Origin of the sequence: Microbacterium sp. MPKO10 (assembly GCF_026107415.2) — a bacterium.
Classification (GTDB): Bacteria; Actinomycetota; Actinomycetes; order Actinomycetales; family Microbacteriaceae; genus Paramicrobacterium.
In genome coordinates this window covers 416,044-442,387 of record NZ_JAPCHX010000004.1, presented here as the reverse complement: position 1 = coordinate 442,387, position 26,344 = coordinate 416,044, and the positions used below count along the sequence as shown (strand labels likewise).

24 protein-coding genes and 1 tRNA gene are annotated in these 26,344 nt (G+C 64.3%); 16 read left to right on the top strand and 9 right to left on the bottom strand.

What is annotated here, in order from left to right; all coding sequences use genetic code 11:
- The first annotated feature begins 110 nt into the window (after positions 1-110).
- The 3 genes from OK352_RS10270 (at position 111) to OK352_RS10260 (ending at position 3,776) form a co-directional block, all read left to right on the top strand.
- Entirely contained in the window at positions 111-485 is a 375-nt protein-coding gene (locus OK352_RS10270; protein ID WP_265141523.1) for an ArsR/SmtB family transcription factor, read from the top strand.
- Entirely contained in the window at positions 482-2,140 is a 1,659-nt protein-coding gene (locus OK352_RS10265; protein WP_265141381.1) for a SulP family inorganic anion transporter, read from the top strand. The genes OK352_RS10270 and OK352_RS10265 overlap by 4 nt, the downstream gene beginning before the upstream one ends.
- Before the next feature lie 145 nt (positions 2,141-2,285).
- Positions 2,286-3,776, top strand: coding sequence for a malate:quinone oxidoreductase (locus OK352_RS10260; protein WP_372338099.1), 1,491 nt, complete (start codon positions 2,286-2,288; stop codon positions 3,774-3,776).
- A gap of 2 nt (positions 3,777-3,778) precedes the next feature.
- Here the strand turns inward: OK352_RS10260 and OK352_RS10255 are convergent, their stop codons facing one another.
- The gene (locus OK352_RS10255) at positions 3,779-4,423 is read right to left on the bottom strand and encodes a response regulator (protein ID WP_265141378.1); all 645 of its coding nucleotides are present in this window, start codon (positions 4,421-4,423) and stop codon (positions 3,779-3,781) included.
- A complete protein-coding gene (locus OK352_RS10250) occupies positions 4,411-5,670 on the bottom strand; it encodes a sensor histidine kinase (RefSeq protein WP_265141377.1) in 1,260 nt (419 codons plus the stop codon). Before OK352_RS10250 ends, OK352_RS10255 begins: the two co-directional genes overlap by 13 nt.
- A gap of 108 nt (positions 5,671-5,778) precedes the next feature.
- Here OK352_RS10250 and OK352_RS10245 point away from each other — a divergent pair, with 108 nt between their 5' ends.
- Entirely contained in the window at positions 5,779-6,555 is a 777-nt protein-coding gene (locus tag OK352_RS10245) for an ABC transporter ATP-binding protein (RefSeq protein ID WP_265141376.1), read from the top strand.
- 2 nt (positions 6,556-6,557) lie between these two features.
- Positions 6,558-9,035 carry an ABC transporter permease gene (locus OK352_RS10240; RefSeq protein ID WP_265141375.1) on the top strand — a complete coding sequence of 826 codons (2,478 nt, stop codon included), beginning with the start codon at positions 6,558-6,560 and terminating at the stop codon, positions 9,033-9,035.
- A gap of 24 nt (positions 9,036-9,059) precedes the next feature.
- Here the strand turns inward: OK352_RS10240 and rfbB are convergent, their stop codons facing one another.
- Together rfbB and rfbD are read right to left on the bottom strand one after the other, a co-directional pair.
- Positions 9,060-10,058, bottom strand: a complete 999-nt coding sequence (gene rfbB / locus OK352_RS10235; protein ID WP_265141374.1) for a dTDP-glucose 4,6-dehydratase — start codon at positions 10,056-10,058, stop codon at positions 9,060-9,062.
- Between the two features lie 4 nt (positions 10,059-10,062).
- The gene (gene rfbD / locus OK352_RS10230; protein WP_372338093.1) at positions 10,063-10,950 is read right to left on the bottom strand and encodes a dTDP-4-dehydrorhamnose reductase; all 888 of its coding nucleotides are present in this window, start codon (positions 10,948-10,950) and stop codon (positions 10,063-10,065) included.
- A 68-nt stretch (positions 10,951-11,018) separates the two neighbouring features.
- On the opposite strand from rfbD, the gene OK352_RS10225 reads away from it, so the two are divergent.
- The 5 genes from OK352_RS10225 (at position 11,019) to OK352_RS10205 (ending at position 16,416) form a co-directional block, all read left to right on the top strand.
- Positions 11,019-11,630: a dTDP-4-dehydrorhamnose 3,5-epimerase family protein gene (locus OK352_RS10225; protein ID WP_265141372.1), complete on the top strand. Its 612-nt coding sequence runs from the start codon at positions 11,019-11,021 to the stop codon at positions 11,628-11,630.
- The gene (gene rfbA / locus OK352_RS10220) at positions 11,630-12,490 is read left to right on the top strand and encodes a glucose-1-phosphate thymidylyltransferase RfbA (RefSeq protein WP_265141371.1); all 861 of its coding nucleotides are present in this window, start codon (positions 11,630-11,632) and stop codon (positions 12,488-12,490) included. Before OK352_RS10225 ends, rfbA begins: the two co-directional genes overlap by 1 nt.
- Before the next feature lie 48 nt (positions 12,491-12,538).
- A complete protein-coding gene (locus tag OK352_RS10215) occupies positions 12,539-13,633 on the top strand; it encodes a heparan-alpha-glucosaminide N-acetyltransferase domain-containing protein (protein WP_265141370.1) in 1,095 nt (364 codons plus the stop codon).
- 9 nt (positions 13,634-13,642) lie between these two features.
- Entirely contained in the window at positions 13,643-14,257 is a 615-nt protein-coding gene (locus OK352_RS10210) for a thymidine kinase (protein ID WP_265141369.1), read from the top strand.
- An 836-nt stretch (positions 14,258-15,093) separates the two neighbouring features.
- Positions 15,094-16,416, top strand: a complete 1,323-nt coding sequence (locus OK352_RS10205; RefSeq protein ID WP_265141368.1) for a UDP-glucose dehydrogenase family protein — start codon at positions 15,094-15,096, stop codon at positions 16,414-16,416.
- Here OK352_RS10205 and OK352_RS10200 read toward each other — a convergent pair.
- Complete coding sequence (locus OK352_RS10200) at positions 16,413-16,877, bottom strand: GtrA family protein (protein WP_265141367.1); 465 nt, start codon at positions 16,875-16,877, stop codon at positions 16,413-16,415. The two genes, OK352_RS10205 and OK352_RS10200, sit on opposite strands and share 4 nt — an antisense overlap.
- A gap of 50 nt (positions 16,878-16,927) precedes the next feature.
- Between OK352_RS10200 and OK352_RS10195 the strand changes: the two genes are divergently transcribed.
- Both OK352_RS10195 and OK352_RS10190 read left to right on the top strand, forming a co-directional pair.
- Positions 16,928-17,719 (top strand): glycosyltransferase family 2 protein, encoded by a 792-nt coding sequence (locus tag OK352_RS10195; RefSeq protein ID WP_265141366.1) that lies wholly within the window; start codon positions 16,928-16,930, stop codon positions 17,717-17,719.
- Positions 17,716-19,239: a glycosyltransferase family 39 protein gene (locus tag OK352_RS10190; RefSeq protein ID WP_265141365.1), complete on the top strand. Its 1,524-nt coding sequence runs from the start codon at positions 17,716-17,718 to the stop codon at positions 19,237-19,239. The genes OK352_RS10195 and OK352_RS10190 overlap by 4 nt, the downstream gene beginning before the upstream one ends.
- On the opposite strand, the gene OK352_RS10185 is transcribed toward OK352_RS10190, so the two are convergent.
- Positions 19,236-21,653: a phosphoketolase family protein gene (locus OK352_RS10185; RefSeq protein WP_265141364.1), complete on the bottom strand. Its 2,418-nt coding sequence runs from the start codon at positions 21,651-21,653 to the stop codon at positions 19,236-19,238. The two genes, OK352_RS10190 and OK352_RS10185, sit on opposite strands and share 4 nt — an antisense overlap.
- Positions 21,654-21,901: 248 nt before the next feature.
- Positions 21,902-22,363 (bottom strand): hypothetical protein, encoded by a 462-nt coding sequence (locus OK352_RS10180; protein WP_265141363.1) that lies wholly within the window; start codon positions 22,361-22,363, stop codon positions 21,902-21,904.
- A 114-nt stretch (positions 22,364-22,477) separates the two neighbouring features.
- Between OK352_RS10180 and OK352_RS10175 the strand changes: the two genes are divergently transcribed.
- The 3 genes from OK352_RS10175 (at position 22,478) to OK352_RS10165 (ending at position 23,754) form a co-directional block, all read left to right on the top strand.
- Positions 22,478-23,131 carry a hypothetical protein gene (locus OK352_RS10175; protein WP_265141362.1) on the top strand — a complete coding sequence of 218 codons (654 nt, stop codon included), beginning with the start codon at positions 22,478-22,480 and terminating at the stop codon, positions 23,129-23,131.
- Positions 23,132-23,238: 107 nt separating this feature from the next.
- Positions 23,239-23,312: transfer RNA gene (locus OK352_RS10170), tRNA-Pro, on the top strand.
- A gap of 253 nt (positions 23,313-23,565) precedes the next feature.
- Positions 23,566-23,754 carry a hypothetical protein gene (locus tag OK352_RS10165; RefSeq protein ID WP_265141361.1) on the top strand — a complete coding sequence of 63 codons (189 nt, stop codon included), beginning with the start codon at positions 23,566-23,568 and terminating at the stop codon, positions 23,752-23,754.
- A gap of 21 nt (positions 23,755-23,775) precedes the next feature.
- Here the strand turns inward: OK352_RS10165 and OK352_RS10160 are convergent, their stop codons facing one another.
- Entirely contained in the window at positions 23,776-24,540 is a 765-nt protein-coding gene (locus OK352_RS10160) for an SDR family oxidoreductase (RefSeq protein WP_265141360.1), read from the bottom strand.
- 12 nt (positions 24,541-24,552) lie between these two features.
- Positions 24,553-25,155, bottom strand: coding sequence for a TetR/AcrR family transcriptional regulator (locus tag OK352_RS10155; protein ID WP_265141359.1), 603 nt, complete (start codon positions 25,153-25,155; stop codon positions 24,553-24,555).
- Positions 25,156-25,416: 261 nt separating this feature from the next.
- On the opposite strand from OK352_RS10155, the gene OK352_RS10150 reads away from it, so the two are divergent.
- On the top strand, positions 25,417-26,313 hold the full coding sequence (locus OK352_RS10150; protein ID WP_265141358.1) for an HpcH/HpaI aldolase/citrate lyase family protein: 897 nt from the start codon (positions 25,417-25,419) through the stop codon (positions 26,311-26,313).
- The last annotated feature ends 31 nt before the right edge of the window (positions 26,314-26,344 follow it).

The following is a 26,344-nucleotide window of genomic DNA, read 5'->3' as shown; positions in this document are numbered from 1 at the left end:
ATCGGGAGTGATGTTTCCGACAAACGCGGAGCGTCCGGTCGCGTTTTCGTGCTTTCACGATCCTGTCATATGATGGATTCATCAAATCATGAAGGATGCTGGTGAGAATAGTGGATTCAGGGTGGGACGCACAGAAACCGCTGTACGAGGTGAAGGCGAACCTCTTCAAGGGGCTGTCGCACCCGGTTCGCGTGCGCGTTCTCGAGCTGCTGTGTGCCCAGCAGGAGATGTCGGTGTCTGAACTGCTGGCAGACACGGGGCTGGAGGCCTCGCATCTGTCGCAGCACCTCTCGGTCTTGCGTCGGCACCACCTCGTGGTTGCGGAGCGGCGCGGCAGTCTGGTGTTCTACCGGATCGCCTTTCCGCAGGTCGCCGACTTTCTCCGCGTTGCCCGCGAGCTGCTGACGGAGGTGCTGCGCCAGAACCAGCAGCAGCTGATGTCGTCGGTCGAACTGACGGACGCTCCCGCAGCTCACTCACAATGAGCAGGCTCGCACACGCAGCCCGGTCGCTGCGTGCCCTGTTGCCTCGGGCCAGCGACTACCGGGAAGTTCCGCGATCGTGGCGGCGCGACCTGTTGGCCGGTGTCACGGTCGGGATCGTCGCTCTTCCGCTGGCCCTCGCCTTCGGCGTGAGCTCCGGCGCGGGTGCCGAGAGCGGCTTGATCACCGCGATCATCGCGGGTGTCGTCGCCGCGGTCTTCGGCGGATCGAACGTGCAGGTGTCCGGGCCCACCGGTGCTATGGTCGTCGTGCTGGGGCCCGTCATCGCCACCCACGGCGTCGAAGCGCTCGCGTTCGTCTGCCTCCTCGCCGGGCTGATCGTGCTCGCCGCCGGAGCGCTCAGGCTCGGCGGTGCCGTCGCGTTCATCCCGTGGCCGGTCATCGAAGGTTTCACTCTCGGCATCGCCGTCATCATCTTTCTGCAGCAGGTTCCCGCCGCTCTGGGCGCGGCGCCCGGCCCGAGCACCAACGCCTTCATCGCCGCCGTCGAATCCGCCGGGGACATTGACCCGGCGACGGTGTGGTGGCCCCTGATCATCGCGGCACTTGTCGCGGCGATCATGATCGTCACGCCGAAGATCCATCGGGCGCTTCCCGGTTCGATCATCGCGATCATCATTGTGACCGTCGGCGCTGCCGTCTTCCAGCTTCCGGTCGCCACGATCGGCGAGCTCCCGGCGTCGCTTCCGGCCCCGACGCTGCCCGTCTGGGACAGCGCGATGGTTCTCGCGCTCGTCGGGCCGGCGTTCACCGTTGCGGCGCTCGCCGCGATCGAGTCTCTACTGGCTGCTCGCGTGGCAGCATCCATTTCGGACACCGGTCCGTACAACGCCGATCGCGAGCTGGTCGGTCAAGGGCTCGCCTCTCTCGCCTCGGGGCTCTTCGGTGGCATGCCGGCGACCGGGGCGATCGCGCGCACGGCCGTCAGCATCCGTTCTGGGGCCAAGACGCGACTGGCGTCGATCGTGCATACGCTCGTTCTGCTGCTGGTGGTCTACGTGGCCAGCGCCGTCGTGTCGACGATTCCGCTCGCCGCGCTCTCGGGCGTTCTGATGGTGACGGCGGTGCGGATGATCTCGTTCACGACGGTGCGCACGATCCTCGGCTCCACCCGCTCTGACGCACTCGTCTTCACCCTTACGGCGCTCGTGACCGTGAGCGTCGATCTGATCTACGCGGTCGGAGTCGGCATTCTGGCCGCGGCCTTCTTCACGCTGCGGCGTCTGGCAAAGTCGGCACGAGTCCATCGTGAAGAGCTGCCGGCTCCGGGCGAGAGCGACGATGAGAGCATCGCGCTGTTTCGGCTCGAGGGCGCCCTGTTCTTCGGCGCCGCCGAGCGCGCGCTCGCTCAGGTGAATGGCGTGCACGGCCCCTCGGTGGTCATCCTGCGGCTCTCACAGCTGCAGGTGCTCGATGCCACGGGCGCCCAGGTGCTCACCGAGCTGGTTCACACGCTCGAGCGCCGCGGAATCACTGTGCTCATCAAGGGCATCCCGCCTGAACATCGTGAGCTCGCGATTCGCGTGGGGGTTGTGGCCTCGCTGCGGCACCGCAATCACCTGTTCAGCGATCTGAACAGTGCGGTCGACCACGCCCGCAGCCATGTGCGTCGCAGTCGGGATGCTGTCCGCCGCTGATCCGAGCATCGGCGTCGAGGTGCCAAGAGACGGTGTGTTCTCGCGGGTCGGGGCGTCGCGTTCTGGTGCGCCCGACCGCCGGGTACCGCGGCGCAGGAGGGGTGTGTTCTGCCGAGGTCCGGAGCACATGCCCAGTCGCCTTAGAATGGAAGCCATGACGTCTTCCCAGCCGGTCGATGTCGCCCTCATCGGGGGCGGCATCATGAGCGCCACACTTGCGTCCCTGATTTCACAGCTTGAGCCCACCTGGAAGATCGAGATCTTCGAGCGGCTCGGCGACGTGGCCCAGGAGTCGTCGAACCCCTGGAACAACGCGGGCACCGGGCACTCGGCGCTGTGCGAGCTCAACTACATGCCGCAGGCGAAAGACGGCTCGATCGACGCCGCGAAGGCCGTCGGCATCAACGAGCAGTTTCAGGTGAGCCGTCAGTACTGGAGCCACCTCGTCGAGAAGGGGCTCATCACCGACCCCAACACGTTCATCAATGCCACGCCGCACATGACGTTCGTGCGGGGCGAGAAGAGCGTCGAGTACCTCAAGCGGCGTTGCGAGCTGCTGAAGAAGCAGCCGCTGTTCGAGGGCATCGAGTTCTCTGACGACCCGAAGGTCATCAACAAGTGGGCGCCGCTGCTCATGAAGAAGCGGCTCAAAGAAGACCAGCCATTCGCCGCCACCTGGCAGCCGGCGGGCACAGACGTCGACTTCGGGTCGCTGACGCATCAGCTGTTCGATGCGGCGACAGCATCCGGTGCCAACCTCAATCTCAACACCGAGGTGAAGTCGCTGAAGAAGCAGAAAGACGGCACCTGGCTGGTGAAATACAAGCATCGCGTCGGCAGCACGCCAGGGCAGATGCGAGCGCGCTTCGTCTTCGTCGGCGCGGGCGGCTGGGCGCTCAAGCTGCTGCAGAAGTCGGGCATTCCAGAGATCAAGGGCTACGGCGTCTTCCCGATCTCGGGCCAGTTCTTGCGCACCGACAACCAGAAGATCGTCGAGCAGCACAAGGCGAAGGTGTACAGTCAGGCCGCGGTCGGTGCTCCGCCGATGTCGGTGCCGCACCTCGACGCCCGCATGGTCGACGGCACGCCCAGCCTGCTGTTCGGGCCGTACGCCGGATTCAGCCCCAAGTTCTTGAAGAACGGGCACATTTGGGATCTCGTCACGCAGGTGCGCCCGCACAACCTCATCCCGATGCTGGCTGTGGCGAAAGACAACCCCGACCTCATCAAGTACCTGCTCGGTGAGCTCATGGCCAGCAAGAGCAAGCGGTTCGAGTCGCTCACGGAGTTCATGCCGACCGCGAAGCAGAAGGATTGGTACCTCATCACGGCCGGTCAGCGCGCGCAGGTGATGAAGAAGGATGCCGACAAGGGCGGCGTTCTGCAGTTCGGCACCGAGGTCATCGCGAGTGCCGACGGGTCGATCTCGGGTCTGCTCGGGGCGTCCCCGGGGGCATCGACGGCGGTGCCGATCATGCTGAACATCCTCAAGCGCTGCTTCCCGGCGAAGGCCGACGAATGGGAGCCCGCGCTGCGTGAGATGATCCCCACCTACGGCACCACGCTCAACGAAGTCGCGGAGCGCGCAGACGAGGTGCTGAGCGAGACGTCAGAGGCGCTCAACATCGGCCGCTGAAGTCACGACCGCAGGTACGCGAGCGTCGCCAGTACGCGGCGGTGCCCCGTGTCGTCGGGCGCGAGGTCGAGCTTCGAGAAGATGTTGCCGATGTGCTTGCCGACAGCCGCTTCAGAGACCACGAGCTGTTCTGAGATGGCGGCGTTTCCCATGCCCTGCGCCACAAGGCTCAGCACCTCTCGCTCACGCGGAGTGAGCCGCTGCACCGGGTCGTCGGCGTGCCGGCGGCTCACGAGCTGCGCGATCACTTCCGGGTCCATCGCCGTGCCGCCCTCAACGACGCGACGCAGAGCGCCAACGAACTCGCCGACATCGCCGACGCGTTCCTTCAGCAGATACCCGACGCCTGACGCTCCCTCACCGAGAAGTTTTGCCGCGTAGCTGTCCTCGACATACGCGGAAAGCACGAGCACGGGAAAGCCCGGTCGCCGCTCCCGCATCTCGAGCGCTGCCCTCAGCCCTTCATTCGTGAACGTCGGCGGCATCCGCACATCGAGCACCGCGCCGTCGACCTCCTGCGCGTCAAACGCGGCCAGCACATCGTCGGCGTTGTCCGCGGCGGCAGCGACCTCGATCCCCTCGCCCTCGAGAAGCATCGTCAGTCCGGCCCGCAGCAGGGCATCGTCTTCGGCAATCAGAATCCGCACGGCAACTCGACTTTCATCTCGGTGGGCCCTCCAACCGGGCTCGACATCGTGAGCGTACCTCCGAGCGACTCGGCGCGACGCGCGACGCCCGCCAGCCCGGAACCCGTTCCTCCGACGATGGCACCGCCGCGCCCATCATCGTGCACGCGCACGACAAGGATGTCTTCCGGCGACCCGGATTGCGTGCTCAGCGTGACCGCAACGTGCGAGGCTTCGGCATACTTCGCCGCGTTCGTGAGTGCTTCGGCAAGCACGAAGTACGCGGCCGATTCCACCGCGGCCGGGGCGCGGCGCAGCTCCGCCACATCCAGCGACGTCGGCACGCTCATGCGACTGGTGAGCGTCGATGCGGCTCCCGCCAGCCCTTGCTCGTCGAGGATCGGCGGATAGATATCGTGCACCATCTCCCGCAGACCGGTGAGAGCATCGGATGCTGCCGCCTGCGCCCGCTCCAAATGGGCGGCGGCTGTTTCCGGGTCATCCGTCATCGTCCGCTGTGCCAACCCGATCATCATCACGACGCCGACGAGCCTGTTCTGTGCGCCGTCGTGCAGCTCGCGCTCAATGCGCCGCAGTTCACTCGCGTGGGCGTCGAGTGCGGCGGCCCGGCTGCGCGACAGCGACTCGATGCGCTGCTCCATTTCGGGCACGCGGTCGGGCCAGAGAAGTGACAGCGTACTGCTCGCGGTTCGTCGCCCGAGCCCCGGCAGAATGACCCAGCCGAGAACCCCGGCGACGATACCGATCGCAAGCGACGCGAGTGCCAGCGGCCAGCTCGTGATGGGGAACATGGCGATCGCGGGGTCGTCGAGTGGGGCCGCCCACCAGTACACGATCGCGAGCGAGCTGTTGATGGCGACGAGTGGCAGGCCGATGCCGAGGGCGACGATGATCGGCATCAGGAACAGGTGCGCGAGCAGCCACGTGGCGTTGCGCTGAAACTCCGGGGTCGTAACCAGGGCCATGCGATCGCGGAACGTCAGGTCGCGGTGCACCGGAGGTTGATGTTCGGGCGCTCGCGTTCGGGCGAATCCGGCGGCGCGAGTGCGGCCGCCGTTCGCGAGAGAGTCGAGCCATTCCACGAGGGTGGGCACCGCGTACCAGCCGATGCCGAACAGCAGAAACGGCGCGACGGCGAGTACTGCACACGCGTAGAAGAGGCCGACAAGCCACCAGCCGGCTTCGATGCCGATGAATGCGAAGGCGCGCCAACGTGGCCGAAAGGCGGTGGCGGATGCTGTGGGCATACCCCCATCTTCGCTGACTGGCGCTCTGCTGTCGGTAGTGCTGGCCCCACCATCAAGTCTCTGGTCAGCACCCGTGTGCACGTGGCGGCGGATTCGTAGCGTCGGAGTATGACCTTACAGACCCCATCAATCAGCCCCACAATCGGTTCCGCCACACCGCCACCGCCCGCCGTTCACCTTGAGAACGTCGTCAAGACATACGGCAGCGGAACAGCATCCGTCACCGCCCTCGCCGGCGTCTCGCTGCAGATCCCCACCGCCTCATTCACTGCCATCATGGGCCCGTCCGGCTCGGGCAAGAGCACACTCATGCACCTCGCCGCCGGGCTCGACGTGCCGACGTCGGGATCCGTCGCGCTCGGCAGCATCCGGATCTCTGGACTGCCCGAACGCCAGCTCACGCGTTTTCGCCGCGACCACATCGGCTTCGTGTTCCAGTCGTACAACCTGCTGCCGCAGCTCTCGATCGCACAGAACATCACACTTCCGCTGCTGCTGGGACAGCATCCGGTCAATTCAGCCTGGTTCGACCACGTTGTGCAGTCCGTCGGCATCGCCGACCTCGTCGAGCGCCGGCCCCAGCAGCTCTCTGGAGGGCAGCAGCAGCGCGCCGCCATCGCACGCGCGCTGGTCACCCGCCCCGCCGCCGTGTTCGCCGACGAGCCGACCGGTGCCCTCGACTCGCGCTCTGCCCGCCAGGTGCTCGGTCAGCTTCGGCACGCAGCCACCGACCTACAGCAGACCGTCGTGATGGTGACGCACGACCCGGTCGCCGCCTCATACGCCGACCGCGTCGTCTTCCTGTCAGACGGGCAGCTTGCCGGGCACATCGATGATCCTGACATTGCACGCATCACCGCGCACATGGCGCAGTTGGGGGAGTGACCATGTGGACTCTTGCTCGCGCTTCCATCGCGCACCACCGCCGCAGCTTCGCCGGCGTCATCGTCGCCGTGCTTCTTGCCTCCGCCCTCAGCACAGCACTCGGCGTTCTCGTCGAGTCTGGACTCCGCGGCGGCGTCCCCGTTGAACGCCTCGCCGGGGCAGACGTCGTCGTCGGTGCCCCGCAGTCCAAGCCAGTTCCCGAAGACGTTCCCGTTCCGTTCTCCGAACGCGCCCTGCTCGACGACGACACGGTCGACGCCGTTGCCGCGGTGCCGGGCGTGAATCGCGCCATCGCCGATGTCGAGGTCCCCCTGACCGCTGGTGACGGCATAAAGATCAGCGCTCACCCGTGGGCAGCGGCTGCTCTCACCCCCTCCGCGCTCACGGCGGGCGAGAGCCCCGCGGCTGCAGACCAGGTCGTCGTCGACTCCTCGCTCGGCGCCGAACCGGGCGATCGCATCGAGCTCGCCCACGGGGGAGTGCCCGCCACCTACACCGTCAGCGGCATCGTCGACCTCATCGGCAGCGCAGACGCAGCATCCCTCGCTTACCTGAGCCCGCAAGCCATCGGCGCGCTTTGGCCGCACGCGGGCAGCGTCGCTCTGATCGGTGTCATCGCCGACGAGGGAACGGATGCCGCTGCGCTCTCGGCCGCGATCGCCGACCGTGTGCCGGGCGTCGTCACGTACGTGGGTGCAGCCCGCGGCGACGTCGAGTCGCTCGCCGGCGTCAACGCACGCACGAACCTCATTGCGCTGAGCGGATCGCTGGCCGGGGTGGCGCTCATCATCGCCATGTTCGTGGTCGCCAGCACCCTCTCGCTCTCCATTGCGCAGCGGCGCCGCGACTTCGCCCTCCTGCGCGCGGTCGGCACCAGCCCGCGCCAGCTGCGGGGCATCATCGTCCGCGAGACAGCACTCGTTTCGACGATCGCCGCCGTGATCGGTGCCCTCCCGGGTTATGCCCTCGCGCAGCTGCTCGCCGACCAGTTCGCGGTCGGCGGTGTCATTCCTGCCGACTTCGCCCTCGCGTTCAGCCCGCTGGCCGGCATCGCCGCTGTCGCGCTCACGGTCGGAACAGCAGCGCTCGCCGCGATCGTCAGCGCGCGCGGCCCGTCCAAGGCCCCGCCCATCGAAGCACTCGTGCAGTCACGCATCGAGACGCCGCAGCTCAACCGTGGCCGCGTCATCACGGGGCTCAGTCTCATCATCACGGGGGTTGTCGCCTCGCTGCTGCCCCTGGTGATCCGCGGCGAGGCGGCGCTGGCCGGCCCGGCATCCGCTGCTCTTCTGATCACCGTCGGAGCCGCCCTCATTGGTCCGCGCATCGTCGAATGGTCGCTCACCTTTGCCGGTCCCGTGCTGCGTCGCCTCCGCGTCGCGCCGGGTGTGCTCGCCGATGCGAACGCCCGCAGCTTCACCCGCCGGCTCTCCACCGCGATCATCCCGCTCGCGCTCGGCATCACGCTCGCGATCGTGCAGCTGTTCGTTCCTGCGACGGTGTCGGCCGAAGCCGCCACACAGCACGCCGAGGGCACCACCGCCGACTACATCGTCACCTCTCCTGCGGGCGGCATCGCCCCCGAGCTCGGAACGCAGGTGGCGGCCATCGACGGCGTGGATGCTGTCACACCCGTCATCCGCTCGAACGTCATCGTCGCAACGGGAGACCCCGACAGCGAGTTCTCCATGGTCCAACCGAAGCCGATCCAGGGCATTGACCCGGCAGCATCCGGTAAAACACTCGACCTCGCTGTCACCGACGGATCCCTGGCGAAGCTCGCGGATCCTGACACTGTGGCGTTGGGCAGCAACCAGGCCTTCGAGCTCGGCGCGCACGTGGGCGACTCCGTCGACCTCACCCTCGGCGACGGCACTCCGCTGACCGCCCGGGTCGTCGCCATCTACGACCGCGGCCTCGGATTCGGCGCCGTGACGATCGACGCCGATGCTCTCCGCCCGCACACGACAACGGGTCTGGCGGACCACCTACTGGTTTCCGGCACGGGCGACGCGGTCGCCGGCGAGATCACCGCGCTCGGGCTGAGTCTCACCGACGCCTCAGATCTGGGCGCCGCCGGGGCGGGGGATGCTGCCCAGCAGTCGTGGGCCTCCGTCATCGCACTGCTGGTCATCCTGGGTTTCATCGCGCTCGCCGTGGTGAACACGCTGGTGATGGCCACGACCGAGCGGCGCGACGAGTTCGCGCTGCTGCGCCGCCTCGGTGCGACGCCCGGCCAGGTCACGGTGATGACGTTCCTCGAATCCGGCCTGATCTCCGTTCTCGCGGTCGTGCTTGGCACCGTCATCACGCTGCCGCCGCTTATCGGCATTGCGTTCGGGCTCACGGGGCAGCCGATCCCGGTGTTCCCGCCGATCGTGTACGGGATGCTGGCGGGCAGCACACTCTTGCTCGGGATCCTCTCGATCGTCCTCCCGACCCGGTCGGCGCTTCGCGCCCCGCTAGTCTCCGCCGTGTGAGTCGCAACCTGTGACGGACGCCCGCTACCGGCCCTGCGCCGCGTAGCGGGCTTCCGCGGCGTCCTTCTGCGGCTCCCACCAGTCGCGGTTGCTCTGATACCAGGCGATCGTCGCCGCGAGCCCCTCGGCGAAGTTCGTGTACCGGGGTTCCCAGCTCAGCTCGCTGCGCAGTTTCGTCGAGTCGATCGCGTAGCGCAGGTCGTGTCCGACACGGTCGGTGACGAGGTCGTAGGCATCGGTGGGCTGGCCGAGTTGCCCCAGGATCATCTCGACAACCTCGCGGTTATTCATCTCGCCGTCGGCTCCGATCAGATACGTCTCGCCGATACGACCGTGCTCCAGAATCGTCAGCACGGCCGACGAGTGGTCGTCGGCGTGAATCCAGTCGCGCACGTTGGCTCCGGCACCATAGAGCTTCGGTCGCACACCGGTCAGCACGTTGGTGATCTGCCGCGGAATGAACTTCTCGACATGCTGGTACGGGCCGTAATTGTTCGAGCAGTTGCTGATCGTCGCGTCGACGCCGAACGAACGCACCCACGCGCGCACGAGAAGATCGCTGGCGGCCTTCGTCGACGAGTACGGGCTCGACGGGTTGTACGCCGTCGACTCGGTGAACCGATTCGGGTCGTCGAGGGCGAGGTCGCCATAGACCTCGTCAGTAGAGATGTGGTGAAAGCGCGTGCCGTGTCGGCGAGCAGCCTCCAGCAACGTGTACGTGCCGATGACGTTGCTCTCGAGGAACGGCCGCGGGTCATCGAGCGAGTTGTCGTTGTGGCTCTCGGCTGCGTAGTGCACGACGGCGTCGTGGCCGGCGACGAGATCGTCGACCAGGTCAGCATCCGCAATATCACCCTGGACGAGGGTGAAACGGGATGCGGGTAGGCCTTCGAGTGAGGCAGTGTTCGCCGCGTAGGTGAGCTTGTCGAGTACGGTGACGTGATGAACCGTGTTGTCCAGGACATGATGAACAAAGTTTGAACCGATAAATCCGGCACCGCCGGTGACAAGAATGTGTGACACGAGATCAGCTTACGTCGGTCGCATCGCTCTGAAGGCGTCGACGTTGACGGTCGAACACCCCCGTTAGCACGGCGTCGTGCAGCGCATCGCGCCAGGGCCGCATGGGGTCGAGGCTGATGGTGTTCCATGCTCCATGACCGAGCACCGAGTTTCGCGGTCGAGGTGCGACACGCACAAAGTTCGCGCTGTCCGTGGGAAGGATGCGGTCTGGGTCCAGCCCACATTCATCGTAAACCGCCCGAGCGAATTCAAACCAGGTCGTATCGCCGGCATTAGTGCCGTGGTAAATTCCCGGAGCCGCGTTCTGCTCGAGCAGCTGTCGAATGTGATTGGCGACGTCTCGAGTCCACGTCGGTTGGCCTCGTTGATCGGTGACCACGTCGACGGTCTCCCGCTTTCCGGCGAGCGTCAGCATCGTCGCCGCAAAGTTGGGTCCTGCCTTGCCATACAGCCACGCTGTGCGAACAACGATGCTGCCTTCGGGATACAAATCACGCACAAACCGTTCACCTGCGGCTTTCGACCTGCCATAGCTCGAAAGTGGATGGAGCTCGTCCTCTTCGGAGTACGGCGTAGTGGAGGCTCCGTCGAACACATAGTCGGTAGAGATCTGCACGAGGCGAGCGCCTGAGCTTTTGCACGCCTCGGCGAGAAAACGTGCCCCTTCGGCATTGACTTGGTACGCGACGTCTTCGTTCTCCTCTGCCGCGTCAACGTTGGTGAACGCCGCGGCATTGATCACAACGTCGTGACCGGCGACCGCCTGGCGTACAGCGACAGCATCCGTCACATCGAGCGTATGGCGATCGGCCGAGGTGACATCGTGGTGGGCCAGGCAATCCCGCAGGTCGGTCCCGAGCATGCCATTAGCGCCAGTGATGAGGATCTTCACGTGTATGTACCTCCGACTGGTGTCGCAATGCTGAATTCTCGCCATGTGCAGGCACGTAAGCTGTGTGCGTGGAGATTCGAGAATTGGCTATCCCCGACAGTTATGTAATTGCACCGAAGTCGTTCGAAGACGACCGTGGTGTCTTCCTCGAATGGTACCGCTTCGACAAATTGGAAGAGCGAACTGGTCGATCGTTCGAGGTGAAACAGGCGAATACGTCGGTGTCCGCGAAGGGCACTGTGCGCGGCATCCATTTTGCCGATGTTCCTCCGAGCCAGGCAAAATACGTAACGGTGTCACAAGGGTCGGTCATTGACTTCATCGTCGATATTCGCGTGGGTTCCCCGACGTTTGGCGAGTGGGATTCGGTGCATCTGGACAACGAACGCCGAAACGCCGTATTTCTTTCGGAAGGCCTTGGACACTGCTTCGTTGCGCTCACCGAGGGCGCGACCGTCTCGTATCTGGTGTCAGACACGTACAATCCCGAACGCGAACACGGCATATCGCCGCTCGACCCCGACATTGCCCTCGACCTTCCGTTCGGCCGGGACCAGCTTCGGCTGTCGCCCAAAGACATCAATGCGCCATCGCTCAGCGAAGCGAGACGCGACAATCTTTTACCGACGTGGGATACCGCCACGGCGTTTTATGCACGCGCCACGGAAGGGCAAAGCTGATGCGCGGAATCATTCTTGCGGGAGGATCGGGCACGAGGCTGTGGCCGATCACCCGAGGTATTTCGAAGCAACTGATGCCCATTTACGACAAGCCGATGATCTACTATCCGCTGTCGACGCTGATGATGGCTGGGATCCGCGAGATTCTGATCATCACCGCACCGGAGCATCGGGCCCAGTTCGAATCTCTTCTTGGCGACGGAGCAGCGCTCGGAATCAGCCTGCAGTATGCGGTGCAGCCTTCGCCAGATGGTCTGGCGCAGGCGTTTTTGATTGGTGAAGATTTCATTGAGGATGAAAGCGTTGCCTTGGTGCTTGGTGACAACGTCTTCCATGGCACAGGACTGGGAAGCTCACTGAACGGGCACAACGACATCTCGGGTGCGCTCATCTTCGCCTACCACGTCGCGAACCCCACAGCGTATGGAGTCGTCGAATTCGACGCTGAGAACCGAGCGGTCAGCATCGAAGAGAAGCCCGCGGTGCCCAAGAGCAACTATGCCGTTCCCGGGCTCTATTTTTACGACAGTCGTGTCGTCGACATCGCCCGATCAATCACGCCGAGCGCTCGCGGCGAACTGGAGATCTCGTCGATTAATGAGCACTATCTGAACTCAGGCGAGCTGCAGGTGCAGGTGCTGGAGCGGGGAACAGCATGGCTCGACACCGGAACGATCAACTCGATGATGCAGGCTTCTGAGTACGTCAGAGTGATCGAAGAACGCCAAGGGCACAAGATCGGCTGCATTGAAGAGGTCGCGTGGCGCCAGGAATGGATCACCGACGAGCAACTCTCTGCGCACTCGGCAACGTACGCGAAAAGCGGTTACGGAGCCTACCTATCGCAACTCGAGAGATAGCACGATCGCGATAGGAGCGGCTCTGCTGTTCCCCGCTATGCTGGGCGCGTGACGGGTAAAGACGCGGCGGGCGATGTTGCACAAGCGAATGGGCAACATGGTTTGAATATCGTTCGTCTCGTCATCCCAGACGTCCTTCGTGGCGTCGCAATCGTTGCGATGCTCATCGCTCACGCGAATGTGTTCCTGCCGCATGAGCCGCGTCCGCTCGGCTTTCTCATTGGTAACATCAACGATCTTGCCTCGCCCTTGTTCGCGCTCGTCATGGGCATGGCCGCGCAGATTGTCGCGCGTAATTCAGACAGTCTTGGGCTCACCTACATTCAGCAGGTGATTCGTGGGCTTGTCTTGATCGCGCTTGGAGTTTGGATGGTCACCTGGGGCTCGTGGGTCGCCATCATCCTGTCGCACCTCGGCGTGCTCTTGATCGTCGGCGCTGCCGTCGTCATGCTTCGCTCTCGCTGGGTGGCAGCGATTGCTCTGATCGTCGCTATCGCCAGCGCGCCGATCAACGCCTGGGCCAAGCAGCAAATCTGGGTATATACCAGTGGCGACACCGTCCGCGAACTCTCTTCGTGGCTCGCGACAAGCCCCCACTACCGCCTCACGAATCTTCTCCCCTTCTTCTTGCTCGGTGCTCTACTCCTGCACCACGGGCTGCGCCGTGACAAGCTTCTCTGGAGCATGCTCGCTATCGCACCGGTTGCCTGGCTCGTGCGACCGCTATCCGAGCAGTTTTTCGGGCTCCGCGAATCCGTCTCCGGCGATTACCGAGACACGCTCCATGACGTTGGGCTCGTCTTCCTCGCCTACGTCATCATTGTGCTGCTGGCGACGTTGAAACAGGGCGCAGGAAAGCGTGTCGTCGATGCCGTCTTCGTGCCGCTGCGCGGCTGCGGGCAGGTCGCCCTGAGCCTGTATCTTCTGCACGTCGCCCTCATCGCGGGATTCAACGTGCAATACGGCCGCCCGCCCGACAACAACTACCTCGGCTGGGCGATTATCGTGCCCGTCATGATCGCCGTCGGCTGGGCCTGGTGGCGGTACGTCGGAACCGGACCCGTCGAACGGCTGCTCGGGTTCGTCACGGGCCGTTGCAAGCCGCTCATCCGCCCGCGTGGCGGACGGCTTGGCTCCGTCTAAACTCGTTCTGTGGCCAAACTGTACTTCCGCTACGGAGCAATGAACTCCGGCAAGAGCACGGCGCTTCTGCAAGCAGCGTTCAACTACGAAGAACGCGGTCAGCATGTGCTGCTGTCCAAGCCGGCTGTCGATACCAAGGGCGACCGGCACATTGAAAGCCGACTCGGGGTCACGCGCGAAGTCGACTATCTGATCACGCCGGACGACGACACGTATGCGCAGTTTCAGTCGATCCGCGCTGAGTACATCGAGCGCGCGAACAAAGACGTGAGCTGCCTCCTGCTCGACGAAGCGCAGTTTCTGACCGAAGAACAAGTCGACGGGATGCTGCGAATCGCCCTGCTCGAAGACATCCCGGTCCTCGCCTATGGAATCCGCACAGACTTCCGCACGCGCGCTTTCCCCGGCAGTCGCCGGCTCCTCGAGGTGGCGCACTCGCTCGAAGAGCTGAAGACGATCTGCCGCTGCGGCCGCAAGGCACTGTTCAACGGCCGACGCGTCGGTGACCGCTTCATCTTTGATGGCGACCAGGTGGCAATCGACGGTCAAGCCGTCACCTATGAGTCTCTGTGCGGTACGTGCTACCTGCAGGAATCTGGGGGCGTGCTCGCTTCAGATTCGTGAGTTTTTCATGAGCGAACAGAACTTTATAAAGATGTTCCCCCGAATTGGCCACAAATTTCACTGGAGGGAGTCTGACGTTTTCACGAGGCGATCTTTACAAGGAATTTTCAGGTAGCTGCGCGCATGCAGTCTCATCAGCAACGCGCAAAGGCAAAAGGTGAGGGAACGCAAACAGTTGGAGCATCGAATGTCTTGTGCGAAAACTCTAGGTGCGGTCGAAAGCGCTGCGGCCAAGTCCGCTTGTGCCAAATGCGAAGGTGCTCGAGAAGTCACTGGAAACGGTATGAGGAAGGGAATCATCAGCGCGGGCACTTTTCCGAGCGCCCAGTTCATCTGCTTCAGAGTCGAAGAAGTCAGCCGCAGACTCTGAGCACGCGCAGGTTCGATTTTGGCGTCGCATACGCTCTGCCCTCGGCGCCCATTACGCTCGCGGAAATTCTCGCCTGGAGTTTTTGAGGCTGGAGAGTAAACGATCGTTGATCTGGTTTCGCGCTGTACAAACGCGTTTAGAACTCGACGATCTGTATCTGAGGAAGGCTCACGAACGTTGTTGATGTATTAACACGGGATTTTGGGCGAGGGCATCTACTGCTCGCATTGCCGCTGAGCCTCGTTCTGTCTTTTTCTCGGATGTCGGTGCTGAGGACAGCGGTTGATTTGGCGGCGCACGGCGGCCGGGCGTCGCCGACACATGTGAGGTGACGCAGCGGGCCGTGGACACGCTCTTGGTTGAGGGACTGATCGAGCTTCATCGCGAAGCACCGGTGGATATCGAATCGCCGTGGTGAAGAGTCCACGGCGACTCTGCAGAAACCTCCCGTTACGCTGAGGTCATTATGAAGATCTCAGTCATCGGTTGTGGCTACCTCGGGTCTGTGCACGCCGCCTCGCTTGCCTCGGTCGGACACGACGTGGTGGGAATCGACGTTGACACGGCGAAAGTCAACGCACTCTCTCGGGGGCGATCGCCGATTTTCGAACCTGACCTTCCCGAATCATTGGTGACCGGTATTGACGCGCGCCGACTCAGATTCAGCACCGAGATGGCAGACGCGCGGGAGGCTGAAGTGCATTTCATTGCCGTGGGGACACCGCAGAGCGCCGGGAGCTCGAGTGCGGATATGTCTTTTGTCGACCGTGCGTTCTCTGATGTGCTGCCGCAAGTGACCGAGGGCGACCTCGTTGTCGGCAAGTCGACGGTCCCCGTGGGCACGGCCGAGAGGTTCCGTGAGGCCGTTGAGGCTCGCGGCGCGCATCTTGTGTGGAACCCGGAGTTTCTGCGCGAGGGCTTCGCGGTGAAAGACACGATTGAACCGGACCGCCTCGTCTACGGTGTCACGGATGGCGACGAGTACGCCGTGGAGAAACTGAACGAGGTGTACGCCACGGCGATCGAGGCGGGCAGCCCGGTGATCGTTACCGACTTCGCCACGGCGGAGCTCGTGAAAGTGTCGGCGAACGCATTCCTCGCCACAAAGATCTCGTTCATCAACGCGATGGCGGAGATCGCGGAGGTCACCGGTGCAGACGTCACGAAGCTCGCAGACGCGATCGGATACGACAAGCGGATCGGCCGGAAGTTCTTGAACGCCGGCGTCGGCTTCGGGGGCGGTTGCCTTCCGAAGGACATTCGTGCGTTCACCGCGCGTGCGGAAGAGCTGGGTCGCGGAGAGTCGGTCGCGTTCTTGAAGGAGGTTGACGCGATCAACCTGCGCCGCCGTGAGCGAGTGGTTGAGCTGGTCACCGAGGAGCTGGGTGGCAGCGTCTTCCAGAAGAAGGTCGCCGTTCTCGGGCTCGCGTTCAAACCGAACAGCGACGACGTGAGGGACTCGCCCGCCCTGGATGTCGCTGTGCGGCTGAACGGGCTCGGCGCGAACGTTGTCGCCACAGACCCGCAGGCGATGAAGAACGCGCGACAGCTGCATCCTCAACTCGTGTACGGGTCGACGGAGGAGGCGCTCGCCGATGCGGACGCCGTCGTCGTGGTCACGGAATGGCCGGAGTACAAAGACCTCGACCCCGCGACGGTCCACCGTGTTGTGCGCACTCCGATCGTCGTCGACGCGCGCAATTGCTTGGATGCCGATGCCTGGGCAGACGCCGGGTGGGAATACGCCGGTCTGGGCCGTCAGGTGAAGAACGGTCGCCGGGCGAATTAGGAGTTGTCGGTCTCTGGCTCGGCCATGGCTGTTCGGCTGGGGCGGTCGCCACGGAACACCACGTAGTGGTACAGCAGGAAGCGCAGCGCGACGACGACGCCGATGCTGAAAAGGTTGATGATGTTCACCACAACGGGGCCGGAATCGGGGAACGCCCACAGCCCGGCGCCGACGATGCCGGCGCCCAGCAGCGTGCAGATGCCGTTGACGATGATGAAGAGAGCGACCTCGAGCGCACGGCTGTGCTTGCCGCGGTTCTTGAACGTCCACTCGCGATTGCCGAAGTATGCGTTCACGAGCGCGATCAGCGACGCGAAAATCTTCGCCCAGACACCGTCGACGTGCAGCCCGTAGAAGAGAATGTTGAACGCCGCGATCTCGATCAGGGTCGAGATGGCCCCTATCGTCAAAAATCGGGAGCTCAGCCCAATCAGACGGCGGAGGCGCGAGTGTTGTGTCATGGCTCGACTACGCTACTACTATCCGTACACATTGATTACAAGGGGAGTTCGTGCCGCGCAGACACGTTGCCATCGTCATGCCGGCGTACAACGAAGCAGACGGGCTCGACGGTTTTCTCACCGAGATCGTTTCGTACGTCTCTCCCGTCGTCGAGCGGCTCTCCGTCGTCGTGGTCAATGACCGGTCAACGGACCAGACCGCTGACGTGCTGACACGCTTGGGCAAGGACATGCCGGAATTGATCGGCATCACCTCGGTGCGCAACCAAGGTCACGGCCCCACAGCACTCGCCGCGTACAGAGCAGGGCTCGAGCTGAACCCCGATGTGATTCTGCACGTCGATGGGGACGGTCAGTTTCTCGCCTCAGATTTTCCACGACTGCTTGACGCTCATGAACAGCGCGGCGTCGACGTTCTTCACGGCGTGCGCCATGGCCGTACTGACCCGTGGTATCGAAAAGCGATCACTGCGTTGGTGGGCTTAGCAGTGGCGCTTGTTGTTGGGTCTCGTGTGCCTGACGTGAATACGCCTCTGCGCATTTACCGTCCCGAAGCGCTCCGTTTTCTTCTCGAGCTCGTGCCTCGGGACGCACGCGTTCCCCATGTGCATTTCTCACTGGCAGAGAAGCGCAGCCGGATGCGCGTTGCATACGCCCGCGTCAGGAGCATCCCTCGACGTGGTGATTCTGCGCACGGAACGATGTGGGGGCCGCAACGGTCGACACCGGTTCTGCCGCCCAAACGACTGCGCGCGTTCATCGCAGCCGCCGCGCGTGAGGTCTGGGCCGTGAGTCTGCGCCCCGGTGCGCCGGCCCGGCGCGGGGGAGCGTTCTCGTCATGACCATCAGCAGCTGGCGTCGCGTGATGACAGTTGTGTTCTGGGTCGCTGTCGCCCTCGTCGCAGCCGCACAGCTGTGGATTGTCTTGCAGGGTACCTTCTTCATGCGGCTCTGGGAAGACGAGGCGTTCAACCTCACTGTGCCGATCAACTTGGTGAATGGTCTTGGTTACACCAGCGATGGAACGTTGAGCGGAAGCCAGCTGACGCCGTTCGATCCGCGCATTTCGACCGGACCGGTTGTGCTGTTGCCGATCGCGGCGGTGATCGCGTTGGGCGCGGACCCCGTGATCGGCGGGCGCCTCGTCATTATGGCGTTCTATGCGGCTCTGGTTGTTGGATTGTGGCGTCTCGGAGACCGACTGGGCGGCCGGTGGGCGGCGCTCGCCGTCGTGTGCGTGCCGCTGGGATGGAACACCTGGAATTCGGGTTCTGCGATCCAATCGCCAGTGGACATTCTCGGGGAGGTGCCGGCAGCCGCCCTTCTCGTGTGGGCGTTCGTGGTGCTCCGCAAGAAGCCATGGCTTGCCGGACTGCTCATCGGACTCGCCATGCAGACCAAGCTTCTTGGGGCGCTGGCAGCCCTTCCGATAGCGCTGGCTATCTACTTGCTCGCGGACGACGGCGTTATCAGACGCCTCCTACGAGTGGTGCTGTGCGCTCTGGTCGCCGTGATTCCGAACGCTTTATATGAGTTGTGGAAGCTCGTCGCTCTGGGGCCCGAGACATATTGGACGAACTTGAGGGAGTTCTACTGGTTTTTCCGCTCAGGCGGACAGAACATTGACCCCGTGGCCCCGATGAAGAAGCTTGCGGCATTAGGCAATGGTTGGTTCTCGCCGACTTGGCTCACCATACTGTTCTTCACCGCCATTCTTGCCGCTGTTTGCATAGCTGTGCTGCGACGCCCGGTGCAAGAATTTCCGGAAGGAAGCGATGCGGGTTCCAATTATCGTGAGCTGACGGCATATGCGCTGTCAGCCGTCGTGGGCTTCGTGATCTGGTGCGGATGGTGGCTGACCTCGACGCAGACACCGAACTGGCCGCGGTACGCCGCTATGGCAATGTATATCTTCGTGCCCATTATCGTGGCCGCCGCGATTCGTGCGCTCGGCGAGCAATGGAGGACTCGCCCGTGGGGAGCACGTTCTCGCTTCGCGGCCGGAGCGGTTGCCTCGGTAATTGTCATCACGCTCGGCGCACAGACGTGGGGGCACTTGCGCATCGCCGATCAGTCTCGATTTGGCGAAGCGCTCGCCGATCAGCGCGTCATTGCCGCGGAGGTGGCCGAAGCAAACCTTGACGTGATCGTGACGGAATGGGGACCCACAGTATCGATCATCGTGCTCGCGGGTGCCCATGCCGCGCTGAACGATGTGCCGGAATGGAACGGAACTCCTGAACTGCGCCAGAACTGGGACCTGTCAGAGGACGGGCTCGAAGCGTTCGCCAGCACACTCGATGAGGAATGCGGCGATGTTCCGGTGCGCACCGACCGGTATGCACTCTGTTTCCCGTCCTAACGGCGGCGGAACTGCCAGTTCGTGATGTGGGGCGGGTCCTCGCCGTGCGCGTACGCGTAGTCGCGGGCCTCGGCGCGCGCTGACTGCCAGTCGCGGATGGCTGCCTCGGCAGCATCCGGATCGGGCATGTCGGTGATGCGCCCCATGACGTCGCTGGCGAGCTCGTAGCGGTCAAGGTCGTTGAGGCTGACCATGTCGAACGGTGTCGTCGTGGTGCCGCGCTCTGCGAACCCGTGCACGTGCAGGTGCGCGTGGTTCGCCCGCTTGTAGGTGAGCTGGTGGATGAGCGACGGGTAGCCGTGGAACGCGAAGATCACCGGGCGGTCCCGGGTGAAGAGCGCGTCGTACTCGTCATGGGGGAGGCCGTGCGCATGACGCTCGGGCTCGTGCAGCCGCATGAGGTCGGTGACGTTGATCAGCCGCACGGTCAGCTGCGGAAAACGCTCGTGCACCAGCTGGGCGGCGGCCACCGCCTCGACGGTGGGAACATCGCCGGAGCACGCGATGACAGCATCCGGTGTTGAACTGCCGGGGTCGTCGATGTCGAGCGTCGGCTCGTGCCCGGCCCACGGCCAGATGGAGAGCCCCGCGCGCACATGCTCGGTCGCCTCATCGAGGCTGAGCCACGCCGGCTGCGGCTGCTTGCCAGCCACCACCACGTTGACGCGACCGTGCGTGCCGAACACATGCCGCATCGTGACGACGAGCGTGTTGGCGTCGGGCGGCAGATAGACGCGGACGATCTCGGGCTTCTTGTTGACGACGACGTTGAGAAAACCCGGATCCTGGTGCGAGAAGCCATTGTGATCCTGCCGCCACACGTGCGACGAGAGCAGGTAGTTGAGCGACGCGATCGGGGCGCGCCAGGTGATGCCGCGCGAGGCCTCGAGCCACTTGGCGTGCTGGTTGAACATCGAGTCGACGATGTGCGTGAACGCCTCATACGAGGTGAGCAGCCCGTGGCGCCCGGTGAGGAGGTAGCCCTCGAGCATCCCCTGCATGAGGTGCTCGCTGAGCGCCTCGATCACCTGCCCGTGCGGCGCCAGATGCGTGTCGGTGTCGTGGATGCGGGCGGCCCAGCTGCGGTTGGTGGCGGTGAAGACGTCGCTCAGACGGTTGGACTCGACTTCGTCGGGCCCGAACAGGCGGATGCTGTCGGGATTCTGCCGGATCAGCTCGGTGAGCCACGGGGCGAACGTGCCGGTGGCGCCCGCCGTGCCGACCGGGTCGTGCGTGGCCTCGACGGCGAACGGCGTCAACGTGGGGAGCTTGAGCGGTGCCGTGATGCCGCCGATGGTGTGCGGCGAGGCGCTCATGCGCAGGTCGCCGGTGGGGCGCAGCGCGTCGAGGCGCGGGCTGGGCGCGCCCGTGTCGGTGAAGAGCTCGTCCGGCCCGTACGACTGCAGCCACTGTTCGAGCTGGGCGCGATGCTCAGCGTTCTCGCGCACCTCGGGCAGCGGCACCTGGTGCGAGCGGTAGGTGCCCTCGACCTGCTGGCCATCGACTGTGCTCGGGCCCGTCGAGCCCTTGGGCGTGCGCAGAATGATGATCGGCCAGCGGCGCTCACGGGTCGGGGCTTCGCCACTGCGTGCCTCGGCCTGGATCTCGGCGATGCGGTCGAGAGCGAGATCGAGCGTCTGCGCCATGTGCGGATGCACCTCGTGCGGTGACTCCGCCACGCCATCGATGAACAGCGGGCTGTATCCCTGCCCGTGAAAGAACGAAATGAGCTCGTCGCGCGGGATGCGCGCCAGGGGAGTGGGGCTGGCGATCTTGTACCCGTTGAGGTGCAGGATCGGCAGGACCGCACCGTCTTTCGCCGGGTCGATAAACGTATGGGCGCGCCAGGATGCTGCCAGCGGCCCCGTTTCTGCTTCGCCGTCTCCGATGACGCAGGCCGCAGTCAGGCTGGGATTGTCGAGCACTGCGCCGTAGGCGTGCATGAGGGAGTAGCCGAGCTCGCCGCCCTCGTTGATGGACCCCGGAACCTCGGGGGCCGCGTGCGAGGGGATGCCGCCGGGGTACGAGAATTGCCGCAGCAGCGTTTCGAGGCCGTCGGTGTCGAGGCCGACGTTCGGTTCGAGTTCGCTGTAGGTGCCGTCGAGCCAGGCGTTCGCCATCATGGCGGCGCCGCCGTGGCCGGGCCCGCAGACGTAGATCATCTCGAGCTGGCGCTGGACGATGATGCGGTTCAGATGGGCGTAGACGAGGTTGAGGCCGGGTGCCGTTCCCCAGTGCCCGAGAAGGCGCGGCTTGATGTCGTTTGTCTCGAGTGGATGCCGCAGCAGCGGATTGCTCTGCAGGTAGATCTGGCCCGCGCTGAGGTAGTTCGCCGCGCGCCACCACAGGTCGACCGCGTCGAGGTCCCCGGCCGGCGGCGTCTGGATGGAATCGCTCGCACTGTGTACGCCCATAGTCCGGACTCTACGTCTCTGCGCCGCGGTGGGAAAGAGGTATTCAGAGCATCGTGAGGCAGCGTTCAGCCTCGCGGGTCTGGAATTGTTCACGCCTCGGTGCGATGGCCCTCAACTCGCGCGAACGGTGGCAGCACCGGTCGAAAAACCCCACCAGTCCCGGAGGACGGTGGGGAGCTATCGCAATTGCGGATTCTAAGCTCGCGAGCGCATAGGCGGCGTGTGGTGACGCCAGCACCCCGTGTCGTTCAGCGGCAGAGCCCGTCGACGATCCGATCCAACGTTTCGCCGAGATCGCGCTCGCCGAGGCTGTCCCCACCGGGCCGTGGAGCGTTGCGGCGGGCGCGGGCGACGGCATCCGTGAGTCTGCCGACCGTGGGCGGCTCGCCATTCGAGACGGGCCTGACATCGGTGACCAGCCACCGCGCATCGATGCCCGCGGTGGGTGAGAGCGCGTCGGCCAGATCGGCAACGGTGAAGGCAACAGTGGCGCCCTCAGGGAGGAAGCGTGCGGCGCGATCCACGTCGGCGGCGCTCATGCCGATGATGAGGTCGACGGCGGCCGTGACGACACCCTTCTCGGCGACGACCTGCGCGGGGAGGGATGCTGCGTCAATGCGGTCGCGCAATGCGGAGCGGAGCCGTGCCTCTGCCTCGCCGTCAGTGCTGAACGCCAGGATTCTGAAGGCGGGATCGGTTTGTGCGGACATCGGCTCCTCGCTTCGCTCGCTGTCGCTCCATGCTAGTTGACCCGGGTCAGAGCGTGAGGTTAAACCTGAGGTCGAATACTTGTTCTACGAAGATGTGTTCGATATTATCTCGGCATGGAACTCTTCAGTCGGCTTGAGAGCGCAGCCCACAAGGTGTCTCGTGTGTATGCGCAGGCAGAGGCGTCCGCCGTGGCTGGCCTCGGGAGCCCGGGTGGTGTGCGGCGCAGGACGGCCGTGGGCAGCGTCTCCGAACTCGTGCAGCAGATGCCCGACGACGCCGTTAACCAGCTGCTGTGGCAGGCGGGGCAGCTGCGCCGCGCGGCCGACGCCGTGATTGCAATTGCGGCGGCCGAGAACGCGGCGCGTGACGGAGACGATGCGTGCGAACTTGTCGGCGTCACGCAGAGCGATGCCGAGCAGTTGGCACGGGTGGGGGAGATGATCGAAGAATCCGAGCGGGTAATCGACGCGTGCAGCGTCGTCGAGGCGGAGTCGCTCGATATCGTGATCGACGTTCCGTGGTGGCACGCGATCTCGCTCGCGGTCATCGATGGCGGGCTGAGCCCGGCGTCGGCGGCGGCGATGCGCGAACATCTGGGTGAGCCGGGCGGTGTGGTCACAGCATCCGAGTTGGCCCAGGCAGCTGAAGAGCTCACCGAGCGCGTGACGGCTTCGCCTCCGGATGCTGTCAGCGATGCTGCGCGGCGCAAGCGCGCCGAACTCGAGGGCGCCCTCGAGCTGGTGGGCAGCGACCGACGGAGCGAATGAAGCCCCAGTGCGACTGCCTCGCGGGGCTCGATGTCACGGGGATATGCCGCCCGGTGTCACGAGCACCCCTCTTTATCGGCTAAGATGATTGAGGCTTTGACGCCAATCGGGGTGTGGCGCAGCTTGGTAGCGCGCCTCGTTCGGGACGAGGAGGTCGTGGGTTCGAATCCCGCCACCCCGACATTGTGAAAACGCCTTGGAGCACTGCTCCAAGGCGTTTTTCGTGTGTGCAGGATGACTGGCTCGGCGGCTCGTTCCCGGTGGCTGATCGCCGACTCGAGAGGGTGCATCCGCGGCATCCGCCTGGTGTTCTCTCCGGCCGATCGCTGGGAACCTATTTCGCCGCGAAAAGTCGCGTCATAAGTTGAGGCTTTCGCCCTCTCTTAAGTGGAACAGCATTGTGAACCGCTCACGAGAGAACAGGGGAAAGCATCTTGACGAAGTCACAGACACTCGTGGTCGCCGCAGGCTGCATGGTCGCCGTCCTGCTGTGCCTTGCAACAATTGTGATCGCGCAGCTGGGGATGAAGGATCTGTCGGGCGAGCGTGCGAGTGGAAATACGGTGAGCAGCGTGACGACGGTTCATGACACGGATGCCGTCGCCACACTGCTCGTCGCGTGATGACTGACTGCGCGTCTGTGGTTACTGACCCATGACGTACTCGATCGACGGACCGGCCGTCCAGCCACCGTCGACAGCGATCTCTGCGCCGGTCGTGTACGACGAGGCATCCGATAGCAGGTAGAGCACGGCACCGACGAGCTCGTCGGGTGACCCCACGCGCTGGAACGGGTTGTTCGGGAACGCGCCCTCGTCGGTCGTGATGCCGATCGACTCCGTCATCGGTGTGAGGACCATGCCCGGGTGTACCGAGTTGACGCGGATCTTCTCGCGACCGAGCTCGACGGCAGCCACTTTGGAGAGGCCGCGCACGCCCCACTTCGCCGCACCGTATCCGCTCGTCATCGCCAGACCGATGAGACCCGCTGCAGACGAGATGTTCACGATCGAACCGCCACCGGCGCGACGCAGCGCGGGAATGGCGAAGTGCATACCCGTGTGCACGCCGACCAGGTTGATCTGGATGATCTTCTGGAAGGTCTCGAGTGGCTCATCCGCGACCGTCGTGCCCGAGGCCGAGACGCCCGCGTTATTCACGAGCCCGTCGAGGCGGCCGAAGTGCTCCTCGGCCTCGGCGATCGCGGCCTCCCACGATGCGGTGTCGGTGACGTCGAGATGCACGAAGTGCGCATCGTCGCCGAGGTCTGCGGCGACGGCGCGGCCGTCGTCGTCCAGAAGGTCACCGATGGCGACCCGACCGCCTGCCGCGACAATGCCGCGTGAGTAGGCTTCTCCGAGTCCGCGTGCTCCGCCCGAGACGAAAATGACTTTCCCAGTGAGATCCATGATGTCTCCTTCTTACTGTGGTGTTTTCTGCTGCCCGATCGGTTGACCGAGCGGGTTGATCGACAGCGCATCGGCGGCAAGACGCGAGGCTGTCGCAACATCCAGCGAATGCTCTGCCATGTGATGAAGCGCCGTGGTCGCCAGTAGCGTGGCTTGCGCCGCAGCGACGTGGACAGCGAGTGAGTCTGCGGGCAGATCGAGCGGCACGGCGATGATCGCTCTGAGCCGCTCGGTGATCTGGTCGTTGGTGAACAGCCACACGCGGTGGAATTCGGGGACCGACAGGATCGCTCGCAGAAGCGAGAGATCCTCGCCCACGCCTGCGCTTTCGAACGACTCCACGAATGCGTCCGCAACCATCTCGAGCAGGCTCGCGCTGCTGCTGGCCTCGATGCGCCGTGCCACACCGTCGACGAACTGGTGGTTTCCCTCGTCGAGCAGGGGGCGCACGCAGTCGGCCTTGGTGGGGAAGTAGCGGAAGAAGGTGCGCTCAGACAGACCGGATGCTGCAACAAGCGACTTCGTGTCGGGTGTGCTGTTCGGGTCGGCCACGTGCAGGGCGCACCTGCGGGAGATTTCCACGAGGGTCGACTGGGGGAGTTGCGTGCGAGGCATGGCCTCAGTCTACCTCTTTATGACAGTAACTGTCATTAAAACGTGTATGGATACCCGCCTGCAGAATCCGGTGAGAGCTGAGTGCCTCCCGCCCGCAGCGTGAACGCCTCGTCGTACCCTTTATAGGGAGGAACGCGGCGGCACAGCATCCTTTCGCGCGAACCTGGTTCGCGCGATTGACTTTGACCCCGCGGCATCCTAATCTTTTCAGTAAGCAATAATAAGCTTTCACATTGTGGAAGTAGCGAGGTGGGTTCAAGGATGAGTTCTCAGGTTGACTCAGTCAGCACGAGTCGTGCGAGCACGCAGGCGGCGCCATCGCGCCGGACGCGCACCGTGCCGGCCAAGCTGGCGCGATCATGGCTGCTCGTTCCCGCCACCAAGCCCGAAGTATTCAGTGATGCTGATGCCAGCGCCGCCGACGGAATCATCCTCGACATCGAAGACGCCGTTGACCCCTCACGCAAGCCAGAAGCCCGCGAAGCCGTTGTCGACTGGCTGAGCGGCGGCGGCGAGGCGTGGGTGCGCGTGAACGATGCCTCAACCGAGTTCTGGGGTGACGACCTTGCCGCGTTGCGCGACGTCCCCGGGCTACAGGGCATCATGCTCGCCAAGACGGAGACGCCGCGTCAGGTCGAAGACACTTTTCAGCACCTCGGTGAGCGCCTGCCTGTGATCGCGCTGGTTGAATCGGCGATCGGCATCGAAACCGCGACGGACATTGCACGTGCCGAGGGCGCGTTCCGCCTCGCCTTCGGCAGCGGTGACTTCCGTCGCGACACCGGGATGTCTGCCGACCGCGAGGCCATGGCCTACCCGCGTGCCAAACTTGTCGTCGCCAGCCGCTGCGGCAACCTGCCCGGACCCATCGACGGACCGACTGTCGGCTCGAGCCACCCCGTGTTGCGTGAGCAGTCGGGTACGACGGTGAGCATGGGGATGACCGGCAAGCTGTGCCTGGACGTCGAACAGGTCCCCGTGATCAACGAGGTCATCAGCCCCACGCCGACCGATGTTGGCTGGGCCAACGGGTTCCTCGCCGACTTCGAGGCACGCGGCTGCGTCATCCGTGACGGAAGCGACCTGCCCCGACTGGGGCGCGCACGCAAGATCGCCGAGCTCGCCGAGGCGTTCAACGTGTCGGCGCCCTCAACATAAGACTGCGTTCGCTGACGCATAAAGGAGATGT